General features: G+C 42.0%; 17 protein-coding genes and 1 pseudogene. 6 read left to right on the top strand and 12 right to left on the bottom strand.

All coding sequences use genetic code 11. From position 1 onward, the window contains the following. Nucleotides 1-385, bottom strand: a pseudogene (locus G3T18_RS06860) (RNA-guided endonuclease InsQ/TnpB family protein); the annotation flags it as partial. 126 nt (nucleotides 386-511) lie between these two features. On the opposite strand from G3T18_RS06860, the gene nth reads away from it, so the two are divergent. The 3 genes from nth (at nucleotide 512) to rpsN (ending at nucleotide 1,927) form a co-directional block, all read left to right on the top strand. Continuing rightward, complete coding sequence (nth, locus tag G3T18_RS06855; protein ID WP_224409798.1) at nucleotides 512-1,201, top strand: endonuclease III; 690 nt, start codon at nucleotides 512-514, stop codon at nucleotides 1,199-1,201. Between the two features lies 1 nt (nucleotide 1,202). Further along, nucleotides 1,203-1,562: a hypothetical protein gene (locus G3T18_RS06850; protein WP_224409797.1), complete on the top strand. Its 360-nt coding sequence runs from the start codon at nucleotides 1,203-1,205 to the stop codon at nucleotides 1,560-1,562. A gap of 62 nt (nucleotides 1,563-1,624) precedes the next feature. Then, entirely contained in the window at nucleotides 1,625-1,927 is a 303-nt protein-coding gene (gene rpsN, locus G3T18_RS06845) for a 30S ribosomal protein S14 (protein ID WP_224409796.1), read from the top strand. A gap of 10 nt (nucleotides 1,928-1,937) precedes the next feature. On the opposite strand, the gene G3T18_RS06840 is transcribed toward rpsN, so the two are convergent. Beyond that, a complete protein-coding gene (locus G3T18_RS06840; protein WP_224409795.1) occupies nucleotides 1,938-2,267 on the bottom strand; it encodes a hypothetical protein in 330 nt (109 codons plus the stop codon). Between the two features lie 62 nt (nucleotides 2,268-2,329). On the opposite strand from G3T18_RS06840, the gene aat reads away from it, so the two are divergent. After that, nucleotides 2,330-2,911 carry a leucyl/phenylalanyl-tRNA--protein transferase gene (gene aat, locus G3T18_RS06835; protein ID WP_224409794.1) on the top strand — a complete coding sequence of 194 codons (582 nt, stop codon included), beginning with the start codon at nucleotides 2,330-2,332 and terminating at the stop codon, nucleotides 2,909-2,911. On the opposite strand, the gene G3T18_RS06830 is transcribed toward aat, so the two are convergent. From G3T18_RS06830 to G3T18_RS06805, 6 genes are all read right to left on the bottom strand, one after another. After that, complete coding sequence (locus tag G3T18_RS06830; RefSeq protein WP_224409793.1) at nucleotides 2,908-3,669, bottom strand: TIGR00297 family protein; 762 nt, start codon at nucleotides 3,667-3,669, stop codon at nucleotides 2,908-2,910. The genes aat and G3T18_RS06830 overlap by 4 nt on opposite strands. Nucleotides 3,670-3,712: 43 nt before the next feature. Next, the gene (locus G3T18_RS06825; RefSeq protein ID WP_224409792.1) at nucleotides 3,713-4,603 is read right to left on the bottom strand and encodes a sulfotransferase family protein; all 891 of its coding nucleotides are present in this window, start codon (nucleotides 4,601-4,603) and stop codon (nucleotides 3,713-3,715) included. A gap of 47 nt (nucleotides 4,604-4,650) precedes the next feature. Further along, entirely contained in the window at nucleotides 4,651-5,571 is a 921-nt protein-coding gene (locus G3T18_RS06820; RefSeq protein ID WP_224409791.1) for a hypothetical protein, read from the bottom strand. Between the two features lie 93 nt (nucleotides 5,572-5,664). Further along, the gene (cysC, locus tag G3T18_RS06815) at nucleotides 5,665-6,222 is read right to left on the bottom strand and encodes an adenylyl-sulfate kinase (protein ID WP_397333916.1); all 558 of its coding nucleotides are present in this window, start codon (nucleotides 6,220-6,222) and stop codon (nucleotides 5,665-5,667) included. Between the two features lie 145 nt (nucleotides 6,223-6,367). After that, nucleotides 6,368-6,790 carry a hypothetical protein gene (locus G3T18_RS06810; protein ID WP_224409789.1) on the bottom strand — a complete coding sequence of 141 codons (423 nt, stop codon included), beginning with the start codon at nucleotides 6,788-6,790 and terminating at the stop codon, nucleotides 6,368-6,370. Between the two features lie 4 nt (nucleotides 6,791-6,794). Further along, a complete protein-coding gene (locus tag G3T18_RS06805; protein ID WP_224409788.1) occupies nucleotides 6,795-8,216 on the bottom strand; it encodes an SLC13 family permease in 1,422 nt (473 codons plus the stop codon). Between the two features lie 171 nt (nucleotides 8,217-8,387). Here G3T18_RS06805 and G3T18_RS06800 point away from each other — a divergent pair, with 171 nt between their 5' ends. Beyond that, nucleotides 8,388-8,819: a VOC family protein gene (locus G3T18_RS06800; protein WP_224409787.1), complete on the top strand. Its 432-nt coding sequence runs from the start codon at nucleotides 8,388-8,390 to the stop codon at nucleotides 8,817-8,819. Between the two features lie 48 nt (nucleotides 8,820-8,867). On the opposite strand, the gene G3T18_RS06795 is transcribed toward G3T18_RS06800, so the two are convergent. Further along, the gene (locus G3T18_RS06795) at nucleotides 8,868-9,518 is read right to left on the bottom strand and encodes an esterase/lipase family protein (protein ID WP_224409786.1); all 651 of its coding nucleotides are present in this window, start codon (nucleotides 9,516-9,518) and stop codon (nucleotides 8,868-8,870) included. 421 nt (nucleotides 9,519-9,939) lie between these two features. On the opposite strand from G3T18_RS06795, the gene G3T18_RS06790 reads away from it, so the two are divergent. After that, on the top strand, nucleotides 9,940-10,371 hold the full coding sequence (locus tag G3T18_RS06790) for a hypothetical protein (RefSeq protein ID WP_224409785.1): 432 nt from the start codon (nucleotides 9,940-9,942) through the stop codon (nucleotides 10,369-10,371). Between the two features lie 72 nt (nucleotides 10,372-10,443). Here the strand turns inward: G3T18_RS06790 and G3T18_RS06785 are convergent, their stop codons facing one another. The 3 genes from G3T18_RS06785 to G3T18_RS06775 all read right to left on the bottom strand — a co-directional run bounded on the left by G3T18_RS06785 (nucleotide 10,444) and on the right by G3T18_RS06775 (nucleotide 12,703). Next, nucleotides 10,444-10,731: a hypothetical protein gene (locus G3T18_RS06785; RefSeq protein ID WP_224409784.1), complete on the bottom strand. Its 288-nt coding sequence runs from the start codon at nucleotides 10,729-10,731 to the stop codon at nucleotides 10,444-10,446. A 135-nt stretch (nucleotides 10,732-10,866) separates the two neighbouring features. Further along, nucleotides 10,867-11,973 (bottom strand): tetratricopeptide repeat protein, encoded by a 1,107-nt coding sequence (locus G3T18_RS06780; protein WP_224409783.1) that lies wholly within the window; start codon nucleotides 11,971-11,973, stop codon nucleotides 10,867-10,869. Continuing rightward, nucleotides 11,954-12,703 (bottom strand): 16S rRNA (uracil(1498)-N(3))-methyltransferase, encoded by a 750-nt coding sequence (locus G3T18_RS06775; protein WP_224409782.1) that lies wholly within the window; start codon nucleotides 12,701-12,703, stop codon nucleotides 11,954-11,956. The genes G3T18_RS06780 and G3T18_RS06775 overlap by 20 nt, the downstream gene beginning before the upstream one ends. Nucleotides 12,704-12,716: the final 13 nt, after the last annotated feature.

The following is a 12,716-nucleotide window of genomic DNA, read 5'->3' as shown; positions in this document are numbered from 1 at the left end:
TCGCTCTCAGTTGGAGTTTAGCTCTTTTTCCTACGGTGCTAGCGCTTACTATCCAATCTTCTTCAATAAACCGGAAAGTCCGGGCATCACAGTCAAAGCTTGTGGGTTTAAATCCTTTAATTTTTCGGTTTTTATGTTTAGCGGTTGAGCGATTTGCTGCTACTCTAGCGCAAGCTCGAACAACATGATTGGCAGATAGTCCGAACTTAGATTTAACGTCGTGGTAGGAGACGGCTTGGATGGAATTGCGATTAGTCAGCTTGAAATTAACATGAGTATTAATCCAGTTGCAAGCATCCGCAAAAGCAGTAGCCGTTTGAGACAACAACTGACGTTGTTCCTCATCGACTTGCAGTTTGACAACTAGCGTTAATACTTGTTCCATATCACCTTGAAACTCACAAAGAATGATTGTAGCCTAAAATTAAAAACGAGTGGTTCGATACCACTCGTTTTTAATTCCTATCCCTCCCCGCCCTTTAAGAAGGACGAGGCTTCTCGGAGTTTTTCAGTGAGTATCACTCGGAAATGGTCGGTAAAGCAACAGATTGCGCTGGAAATTCTCGTGCGTCTGAAGCGTCTTTATCCGGAAGCTAGTTGTACTCTGGACTACGAAACTCCGGTGCAGCTTTTGGTAGCGACAATCCTCTCCGCGCAATGTACTGACGAACGAGTTAACAAAGTAACACCGGAATTATTTCGGCGTTTTCCAGGCGCACAGGAATTGGCGACAGCACCAATTGAAGAGTTAGAACAGTTAGTACGTTCGACTGGTTTTTATCGTAATAAAGCGAAAAATATTCAAGGTGCTTGTCGGACAATTATGGCAGACTTTGGCGGCGAAGTGCCAAAACAAATGGAAAAGTTGCTCAAGTTGCCTGGAGTCGCTCGGAAAACGGCGAATGTGGTTCTAGCTAATGCTTATGGAATGAATCAAGGGGTAACGGTAGATACCCATGTGAAGCGTCTCAGCAAGCGTTTGGGACTCACAGAAGAGGAAGATCCAGTTAAGATTGAGCGGGATTTGATGCGAATAGTTTCTCAGCCAGAATGGGAAAATTGGTCAATTCGGTTGATTTACCACGGTAGGGCAATTTGTCAAGCGAAAAAACCTCAATGTCCGGCTTGTGTTCTCGCTGATATCTGTCCCTCGGCGAAAGTGTTTCATCCAGAACTAGAAAAATCGCTTCCGACGAGTTGAAATGATCGCGAAATTAGTGCGCGAAAATAAAGAAAGTAACCTAACCGATACTGATTTGGCTATGAGTACGGAACGATTAGACAGGATTGAAGGTATTTTAGATAAGTTGATTGTCGATAGACAAGCAGATCGTCAAGAAGTAGGCGAACTACGCTCATCTGTGAGCGAACTACGCTTATCTGTGGGTGAATTAAACTCAACTGTTAATTCTTTAGTCCAGATTGTCGAAATTCATCAGCGAAATTTTGAGCGAATTATCGAAGAGATTCAAGTGATGAAAGCTGAAATTAGAGGTTTGCAGCTAGAAAACCGTCGTATTCTCGAACGAGTCTTTGGTCCGGAAGAAGATTGGGAAACCTAGGTGTAGCGAATGGATCGGATAAGATAAAATACAGTGTCTCTAATTTAAGAACAACTAGACTTATGGCAAAAAAATCGATGATCGAGCGCGAAAAAAAGCGCCGCGAAACTGTAGAAAAGTACGCTCAGAAGCGAGCTGAGTTAAAAGAACAATTTCGTAAGGCTGAGTCCCAGGCGGAAAAGCTGGAAATTCACCGCCAAATCCAAAATTTGCCCCGCAATAGTTCTAAAGTGCGAGTACGCAATCGTTGCTGGGTGACAGGACGACCTAGAGGTTATTATCGTGATTTTGGGCTTTCCCGTAATGTTTTACGCGAATGGGCGCATGAAGGAAAGCTGCCCGGTGTAGTTAAATCAAGTTGGTAAGATCCTTGGGCTACTGTCCGCAGCAGCTATCAATGCCGAGACTTTTTAAGAGTAAGTCGCTGACGGCATTGGCGATCGCAAATTCACTGTAAAAGCTAGCACTGAAGTCAAATGACTGCATCTCGGTGACAATGGCGATCGTTAACGCTCCCAGGTCATTTTCTCCTTCTAAACGCTGGCGAATGAAAATTTGCGCTGCACGTGCGGCGATCGTTTCGTTGACAGGTTCGGGAAGGAATTCTTCGTCGAGCCAGGTTTGCAAGGTGTTTTGCAACCACTCGCCTTCCCGATCTGGATCTTGCATTGGCGGTAATGTAATTGGTGGGATTGGTTCAACCATTTTCTCGCAGTTAATTTTCGCTCTCGGCGTATTGGTAACAATTTTAATGCCTGTTTCAACTTATGGAAGCATATGACATTCCTGATTTGATCGAAGGATACGCCCAAGGTTACTTCCTTATGGCTGATGAAAAAGGGGAGTTGGGTTGGTATACGAGCAAAAAAAGGGCGCTAATCCCTCTAGATGCTCGTTTCCGCTACCCAAAATCCCTGCGCCGAGTTTTGAATCAAAATCGCTTTTCTGTGGCGGTTAACCAGGATTTTTTCGCTGTTTGTGAGGGTTGTGCCGATCGCGAGACTAGCTGGATTTCTCCTCAATTAAAGCAAATTTATTGGCGGTTGCATCAGGCGGGTTGGGCGCATAGTTTTGAAACTTGGCAAGAAGATCGGCTCGCTGGCGGCATTTTAGGTATTGTTATTGGTGGAGCTTTTATCGGTGAGTCGATGTTTTATCGGATTCCTGATGGCTCGAAGGTGGCAATGGTGAAGTTAGTTGAGCATCTGCGCGATCGCGGTTTTGTTCTTTTTGATGCTCAAATGCAAAATCCTCATTTGGCTCGTTTTGGTGCTTATCTTGTGAAAGATGAGGAGTATCAACCTTTGTTAGAAAAGGCGCTATTTCGACATTGTGAGTTTGGTTTTTAAATGGCAAAATTCTGCCAACCCCAAGCGAGTAAAACCACAACTGCTGCGGCAATTATCGTATTAATAATATTGACCACTTCATTAGTTAGTAAGTCAAATTTCGGCTGTAAAGTAGCACCGATAAAGCTTTCTAGGGTAGTCGCGACAAAAGCAGCGAAAATACACCAAAGCATACCCAAGAGATCGATTATACCCACAGCCCAAGCAAAAAGTGCGATCGCTCCTGACGCAATAATACCTGCAACTGTACCTTCTAAACTAACTGCTCCTTCTGTACCTCGCGCCACAGGTTGCAAAGTGGTAATTAAAAAAGTACGCTGACCGTAAGCTTTGCCAATTTCACTTGCAGTAGTATCGGAAAGTTTCGTACAAAAACCAGCCACATAAGCAAGAATCAGAAATTCTCTAACAGGACTAACTACAAATAAACTAGCAAGAGCACAAAGAGCCGGAATTAAAGCCGAACCCCAAACATTTTCTGGACCTCTCGCACCAGAGCGTTTTTCCGCAATACCTTCAGCTTCCTTTTGTTTCATTCCTACACGAGTTACGGCTGAACCCATCAGGAAATAAAACATGACCACCGCATAACCTTGCCAACCCAGAGTACCCCAAACGAGAACCCCAAGCAACCAAGCATGAAAATAACCTGCGGGAGTGAGTAACTTTTTCGGCGCGATCGAGGCGATCGCCAGTAAAATCGTATTTAAACCTACTCCCGTTAGCCAAGGATTGTACCAATCGATAGATGCCAACATAAGTCACTAATATTTTTCAGCAATTAACACGACGAAAATTAACTTAATCTAGCCATTTTGACAAATCTTTCTGAATTAAATCTTGTAATTTCAAGATATCTTCTCGATATAATTCCCTCAATATTTGACGTTCGGCTGGTAAAAGAGGCATTGCTTTCTTCTCCGCAGAATTCATTTTAATCAACTTAGAGCGGATTTTTTGTCTGACTTCCAGAGGAATTATTGGTTTCAAAGCAGAACTTACCACACTTCTGAACCAATTTTGTCCTCGCAATAGTTGATTTACCGTAGTAGACTTAGGCACTTGAGCCACCTGTTTTTTTGAGGAAGTATCGGGGACGAAAGTATCGTCCACTCCAATAAAACGATACATATCTTGCATCATTTCCACTGGATTTTTTACCAACTCATCGTATAAATAAACTCGAATTTGCTCTCGATTAAATTTATCGAAAAAATACTTTAATTGTTCGTAATAAAAACCTTTCCGAATCGTAAAAGATGTAATTGGTACTTGTTGAGCTTGTTCAACTAAACTTTTGGGTTTACCAATAACATCACGTACGTGCATCAAATAATCTGAATATGCTCTCTCAACTGGATCGCGAAGAATAGCGATCGTTTTCACATCAGGTAGATAACGATGAATATTTTCCGCAGAATCTTGATATTTAAAAAGATAATTAGGAGAAGCTTCACCAAGAGCAAGTTCATCGCGAGCATCAGCAAAAAGTTGACAATACTTTTCCCAACTATTAATCCCATTCGGTTTTTTAGCTTTAGTTTCCTCATCAGCATTATCCCAATCAACTTGGAAAAAATTGATTTCCTTAATGGGACTCATATAAACTTGAGGATGTGCTTGCAAATAATCATAAATAGAAGTGGTTCCCGCCTTTTGAACGCCAATAATTAAAAACGTCGGTAATTTCATAAATTTATCCTCATTTGATGAGTAAATTAACTCAGACAGGCAACTAGCTATAATTGGAGAGATTCCGTACCAGGAATAGAGCCAAATATACGTTGAGAATAGTCATAAAGTTTCCGATTATTCACAAGTTGGAGATATTTAGGATCGGCTTGAAAATGCTTCCAGCGATTAAGAATATCCATTTTTGTTGCTTGACCGTCAAATTCTTGTCCTTCAAAAGAACTACCTCCACCCCAACTTCCCACGCGATCGATACCCGCATCAGAAAACTTTAAACCTAGCTTTTCTGCTATTTGTTGGCGATAATCTACATCGATAGTCCAACGATTATAATTAAGGCAAATTTTGTGATTAGTTAAATAATTGGTTTCGCCAACAAACTCTTGAGCATAATCAAGCCACATTTCCACAAGAGTTTTTGGCGGAGTGCTAACAGTAAGATAGTTATTTTTTAACCTACTAGCAAACAAATTAAAAGGGTCTCTGAGAATCAGCAGATCGTAGCGAATTGCACTTTTGCCTAAATACAGATCGTGTTTGCGTTCAAACTGAGACTTAGTTATTTGTTCTAGAGCATAATCTTCATAGCTATAAAGCAACCAATCTTTAGCTACAAAATCTCCCTTAGCTTGGCTACGGTAACGCGCGATCGCCTGCTCGTATTGAGGAAAATAATCCTGGAGATTTTCACATTTATAGCGGAAAGGATTTGTCAACGGAGCAACGTTATTAAGATGCCAAACTACTCCAGTAGCTTGTTCTCGGAGCCAATTAATTATTGCATGATTGCCAGTACGTCTTAAGCCAACTATTCTAATTTCGGTTTGATTAATTACTGACGACCAAATGTGTCTTTGAGCAAAAGTCCTGACTGTATCCTCGAAATTATGTTCGACAACACGCTTAATTTTCTTAACAACTTTGTTGGGATTTTTAAGTACTTTAACTACCAAAGATTGGTCAGCCATTTGGGTGAAAATCCATAATTTTTAACATAAAAACCAAGACAATGATAACCCACACCAACTTAGAGATCGAGGGTTATCATTGTCCAAGCGAGTTTAGGCTTCTACTGCTAAACCACTAGCCACATAGCCCAAATCCTCTAATTTTTGAAAGACTTTTGCCACACTTTCAGAAATATCTTCGAGGTCAGTTCTGCATTCTACATCAGGATGAAGGGGATGTTCGTAGGGGTCATCAATACCTGTAAAACCTTTAATTTCCCCTGCTCTTGCACGTTGATAAAGTCCTTTGACATCTCGGTCTTCGCAAACTTCTAGAGGAGCATTAACATAAACTTGGACGAAATCTTTAATTCGTTCCCTGACTTCTTCCCGAATTTCCCGATAAGGGGAGATAGCAGAAACAATAACAATTACACCATTACGAGTTAATAAATGGGAAACAAAACCAATCCGGCGGATATTTTCATCTCGGTCAGCTTTACTAAAACCCAAACCTTTGCTGAGGTTTTGACGAACGACATCTCCATCGAGAACTTCAATTTTATAGCCTTGTTCTCGTAGCCTTTCCGCTACAATTTTACTAATTGTGGTTTTACCTGCGCCACTTAAACCTGTAAACCAAATCGTTACACCACGTTGTTTTACGGTCACTTTTGTACTCCTACTAGATTTATACATTCCTTCAAATGTAACTCTTTCTATTCCAGGAAGCCAAGGGGTAAATCGACGGGAATAGACACGGTGCGTTTCATTTACTGAAAATTCAATTCAAATCGTTGATATACTTACAGTAACGTCAATCAACCCATTCTAATGAATCAGGTAAACGATTGAGCTTAGTAGTTTGTTGAGGACTACCAATAATCAGTCGCTCTGCACCTTGTGCGATCGCCCAGTCAAGGTATCGATCTAAAGATGGTGCTTCGACAACACCTTTAACAATGACATCGACTTGATTTGCTTGACGTTCAACTTCTTTGAGTACATCCGCCGCTAAAGCACGATAGCCTTCTTGCATTGATATTTCTAGACTGCGTAGGGAAGCTGAACCCAGCCAACCCATTTCACTGAGTTCGCAAACTGTTTTCTCTAACCACTCTTGAGTGATTAAGAAAACTACTAGGATTTGCAGGTTATTTTTTTGAGCAACAGTAACTGCTCGTTCTACAGCCTTTTCGTAGGCGTAGGGATTAGTTAAAATCAGCCATAGCTGTGCCATTTTTTTAGCCTCCTAACCCAAGCAGGGGCCAGTAGAGTTGACTGACGAGTAATACCAGTCCGTAGCCGAGGAGATCGAGCCAGAGTCCCCAACGTAAGACAGACAAAGGACGGACGTAACCACTACTAACAGCGATCGCGATCGCTGGGGTACTCACTGGTAGCATAAAGCCTAATCCGGCGGGAATGACTACAGCTAAAGCGATTATCGGTGCTTCAATGCCGTATTTTTCAGCGATCGCTAAAGCCACTGGTAGTAAGACAGCTACCGCCGCCGCATTGCTCATAAATTCGGTCATCATTAAGGCGATAAAGACTATTGCTGCGAAAATGACTAAAAATGAGTTAATACCAGCCGCGAGTAAATATTGACTCAACCCGGCAGCAGCACCCGTATCAGTTAACGCAGCCGAAAGAGCGATCGCGCTTCCGTACATGACAAAAATCCCCCAGTTAACATCTTCTTCGACTTCGCGCCAATCTGCTACTCCTGAGATAAATGCTAAGGATACTCCGAGTAAGGCGATACTATCTAAACCCCAAGTATCGCCCATTGTTATCCACAGTGCGATCGTCAGGATCATAATTGCTGTAGTTACCACCTCCCTGCGAGAAATTGCGCCCAGTTCGCGGTTGCGGGCTTCGAGAAAGCGTCGGGCTGCATTCAAAGAGACTTTTTCTCCCTGCCCGACAAATTGCAGCAATCCGCCAGCTACCAGCAAGAGTAACAGCACGAGGGGAATTGAGGCAATTGTCCACTCGACGAAACCGATGGTTTTTCCGGTGGTATTCTGTAAAATTCCTAATGCTAAAGGTCCTCTGGCACCACCGAGTAAAGTGGTATTGGAACCGATGACTACGCCCCAAGCCATTGCTAAGAAAGCTGCTAATCCAAAACGCCCTCCTGGTTTGGCACCTGAAGCACGAACTACTTCCATGACAATCGGAAACAGCATTGCGGCGACGGCGTGAGCGCTAATTACGCAAGACATGATCGCGGCTAGCCCTAAAATTGAAGCTAGCAATGCTTTCTGACTTTTGCCAAAGCGAGAGACTACGGCTAAGGCGATACGAGTGCTAAGTCCGGAGCGCATAATTGGACTAGATAAAATTAAGGCGCCGAGAATAAAAAAGACAGCACTGTTGCCAAAATAGGCGTAGGTACTTTTGTTGGTGATTGCGCCACTGAACGGTAGTAAAAATAAAACGAGAATGCCTGTTACTGCTAGGGGTAAGGCGCTTGTTCCCCAGAGTAAGGCGGCAACACCAAATACTGCTAAAGCACGTTGCCCTTCGGCAGTGATTCCTGGCAAGGGTAGCAGCAAAATAACTCCGTAGACAATTGCGGCGATCGCACACCACATCCACCGGGTTTTAGTTGAGCGAGAAAAGGGTAGTTTGCTGCGAAGCTGTTGAATTATTCCCATCTTGAAAAGCGGGAAGGGGACTCCCGTTATAAACGACAGTTTTAGCGGTAGGGTAATTCCCACCAAAGTTAAGACTTTACTTGCTGTTAGTAGATTATGTGTAATCCCCGGCACATAGATTAACATTCATCTAGCTTAAGCTGTTGAAGATGGTAGTTGTAATATTTCGCAATGAACGATCGCATTATTTTTCATCTCGCTATTCCGATTAACGATGTTGCCAAAGCAAAAATTTATTATGTTGATGGTTTAGGTTGTTCTGTGGGTCGCGAAAACGATCGGGCGGTTATTTTTCAATTTTACGGTCATCAAGTTGTGGCTCACATGACGAAAGAACCTTTAACTCCTCAACAAGGTATTTATCCCCGACATTTTGGTTTAATTTTTCCTGAAGAAAAATATTGGTCAGAGTTGTTGGCTAGGGCTAAACAGAAGGGGCTTGCTTTTTATCAAGAACCAAAATTGCGTTTCCCTAATCAGCTTACGGAACATAAAACTTTTTTCTTGGTAGATCCTTTTGAGAATTTGATGGAATTTAAATATTACCGTCACTCGGAAGCAATTTTTGCTGGTCGAGAAGTGGTGGAAATTGGCGATCGCTAATCTCCCTAATTCAGTTGTTTTGTCCTAACTGAGAAAGAGACTCGCGCTTTAGACAATATTTGGCGATCGCACCTGAATACTCCTGGGTAATTTTTTATTAGTGGGTTCTTTTAGTGCTGCTGTCACTGTGGCGATTACCTGGGGGTCTTTTAACATCCAAGAGTGCATTAATACTGGCAGTTGTATTTGTTTCCCAACGGGCATTTGCGAACTATTGGGCGGCAAAATCATCAGGTCGTAGGGTGTCCAAATCCAGGTACAATTTATCTGAGATAACTTTTCTTCGACGTCGCTGTTTAAATCGGCAAGAAAGTTGCTTGCTGGACGCATTTGCATGATTCCGGGAAAGGGTAAAGCGTAACCTGTTAATGTCCCGTTATTGGGCGCAGAAATGCTGATATAGCGCTGGATACGCTTGATTCCTCCTAATCGTTGTAGGTAGTAGCGGGTGACGATTCCACCCATGCTAAAGCCGATCAAATCGAGGGGTTGTTCTGGCGGAAACACTTCGCTAATGTATTCTGCTAGTTGCCTGGCTAGCTGCTCAATACTAGCAAAACCGTTATTGGGAATGAGATCTAGGCTGTGTACTGACCAACCTTGCTCGATTAAAGAAGCTGACATTCGATCGAATACTGAGTTGGTGTCGTGGATACCGTGAATCAAAATCGTCGGGTGGCGATGGCTAGTTTTGTTCATTTTGCTTTACATATCCTCACGCTACTCCCAGATTAGCCAGTCATTTTTGCCCTGGTTCAAAATCCAGGGACACCTTTGCTGCTGGCACGATTTTACCTAATCCCTAAACTGAAATAAATGTTAATTTATGTAAAGATACTCTTACTATTGACCGGGCGATCGGAGACAATTTTAAGGTAAACAGGGAAAGAATGTTAAGAATAATTTCATAAAGTTGCTTTTCATTGCGTAGCAAGCTAATACGAATGAACTTATCAATCTCTGGCTTTGAGGAAAAAGATTCAAAGAAAGAGCTAAGTTTTTGAAGACACTTTCCCGATAAAATATGCAGAGAATAACTTGAAAGAACTAAGCAAGCTATTTTCTGGTCAACTGTCAACAAAAAAGTAAAAAATTGTTTCAAATTTAGGAGTTGTCATAAATGTTTGGTTTTATCAAAAATATATTCAGTGGCATTATCAACTTTATCACTGGGATATTTGGCGGCAAAAAAGAGGGATTCTTCTTAGAACTAGACGAAAGCCAAAACGGTCAATCAACTAATCCCAAAAAAGCAGAAAAACCCAAATCGCAGCCAGCTAAAACTGAAGCTGCTCAATCAGAGAAAAAATCAGAACCAGCGAAACAAGAGCAGAAAAAGCCAGAGCCTGTTAAAGCCCAAACTGCTAAACCAGAACCGAAGAAACCCCAACCTGCTGCTGCCAAAGCCAATAAAAACGGTAAAGTAGAATCCCCAGAAGAAACCACTTTTGCTCCTCAGTATTTAGCACCAACACCAAGTCGTTCTCGCCGTCGCCCCGGTCCTAGCTTAAATATGTTTAAGGATATGGCGCGTCAGGTAAATAATCAATAAACTTAAAAGCTAAATTATGTTAGTAAAAGCGGAAGTTTAAAGTGAGACTTCCGCTTTTTAGTTTGTCGATAATTATGATTCATCTTCGTCTTTTTTGGTTACGCGATTGAGGATTTCTAACATGATTGCTTGTCTATCTTCCACATCTTCAAGGCGGCGATAATAATCAGCCTGAGTTTCCCAAAAATTAGCTTGAGATGCAGATAAGCGAGACATCCACTGATAAATTTGTTTCCGGTCTTTTTGCCATTCCTCTCGGTCTTTTTGCCATTCTTGCTTCAGTTCATTCAAGCTAGTAGTTAAGGCTTGAATTGATTTAGCATTCGAGGCGATTAGTTGTTTGAGGTCGTCGTCAGTCATAGTTTCAAATTTAATTAATTTAATAATTTGTTTGAGAAACTCAAAAATTTGTTTGGAGCAATTACGTTTGAGTTTTTTAACAGAATTTGCGCTCTTAGTCAAATTAATTCTTTACCAGAGTAGTTCAACAATCAACTAACTTTTATTATTCTCTGGGTAATTTCGGAGAAAAACTAAGCTGCTATAAAGTTGAAATGCTTGATCCCACAAAGTCGGTTCGGGACGAACTAATTCAATATTTGCTTCAATACGCTTTAATAACTCTTGAAAATCTAAGGCGATATCGGCAAAGACTGAAAAATCCGACCAAATCGGAGTTTCTGGTAATTTATGGTTAAAAAAGTCAGTTAAATTGCACCAATTTTTTCTCGTGGTTGTCAGATTTTTAGGTTGAATATCTTTTGGTTTTTGAGCGAGAGTAATGCCTTTTTGGAACTCATAGTAAGAATCGCTAAAACGGAGAATAGCATTTCTTTGGGGTAAATGCAAGTCACAAAATTGCGAGTAGTCGAGGGTTTTAGTTTTTTCTTTGAATTTGCGTCGTGCATCCATTACTTCAATTTTTTCAAATAAGGGTAATAAACCTTCTACTCGCTGTTGGACTTCTGACCAGTCAAAAGTCAATTTACCCATTTGACCTTCTTTGCTTTTACAGTAAACAATTGGTTGGGGAGCGACTGATTCAAAATAATTAATGTTGAAAACATTTATTTTAGCGAGATCGTTGATGGGGATGCAGAAGCTGTTAATTTCGGCTTGTTGCAAACGCGAGGTGTAATAACGAAGTTCCCCTACCGGACCTGTACGAAATAAGCGCCAACCTCGACCAGGTAGTTGCAAACGCGCCACGTAAGGGTCAAGCTGCATGATGCGAGCAAATTTTTGTCCTGCGGTTTTCCGCATTTCTGGGGCGATCTGTTCTAAGATTAAAATTCCTGGTTCTTTTCCTCCAGGTTCCGCGAGGGCGTTAGCGATCGCGGTTCGCTTTTGTTCAACTTCTATCGCTTCTATTCGGGCTAAACCTTGACGCGCTTGGGTAATAATTTTCGTGTTGGTTGTTCCCTTAAGCAATTGGCGATAAACTTTTTCGGCGGTAGCTAGTTTACCCGTTGATTCGTAAAGCCGCGCCATGTAAAAATTTACCCAAGGATTTTGCGGTTCGGACTGCTTTAACTCTTTGAGTAAGATTTGGGCGGTGCGATAATCTCGATCCTGGAGCGCCTCAGCAACTTCTTCCATCATAGATTTTACCTTTTGTCAAGGGTTTCCTTTCACTTTGAGCAGCAACTACAGATAAGGCGAAAATTGGAGCAGTAATAGCTCTGAGGATGCGACGACCTAAAGAAACAGGTTGAAAACCAGCAGATCTGGCTAACTCAACTTCTGTAGGAGTCCATCCGCCTTCTGGGCCTGTAGCAATGACAATTTTCGTTGCTTTTTGGTCGAGCAAGCAGTCGAGCAAATGAGGACTACTACTACGAGCAACGCTAAGATAGCAAGGGGTATTCTCCTCTGGTACTACTTTAACAGCAGTAGCAAAATCAAGGGGTTCGCTAATTTTTGGTACGAATTGACGTTCTGACTGTTCGGCGGCTTCTGTGGCTATCCGTCGCCAACGTGCGAGCTTATTTGGGCTAGGTTTGAGGAGAGTGCGATCGCTGTTTACGGGGATGATTTTGCTGACACCGAGTTCTGTACAACAGCGCACAATTTCGTCAAAACCGTTACCTTTCGGTAAAGCTACCAAGAGCGTACAGTTGACAGATAGCTCAGTTTGTGCTAATACTTCTTCAAGAATAATTGCCGAGTCAGCAGCGATCGCCACTAACCAAGATTTTCCCTCTCCATCCATTGCTAAAAAACGATCTCCGTCTCCCAATCGCAAAACTCGCTTCAGGTAATGTAATTGCTCGTTTGTTAAAGCAATTTGGTTATTTTCTAGCTGTGTGGAATTAATAACTAAGCGTTGCACTATTTTTGGTAGT

The sequence above is a fragment of the Oscillatoria salina IIICB1 genome, assembly GCF_020144665.1.
Classification (GTDB): domain Bacteria; phylum Cyanobacteriota; class Cyanobacteriia; order Cyanobacteriales; family SIO1D9; genus IIICB1.
The sequence above is the reverse complement of the archived record's forward strand: the minus strand, read 5'-3'. Positions and strand labels throughout refer to the sequence as shown.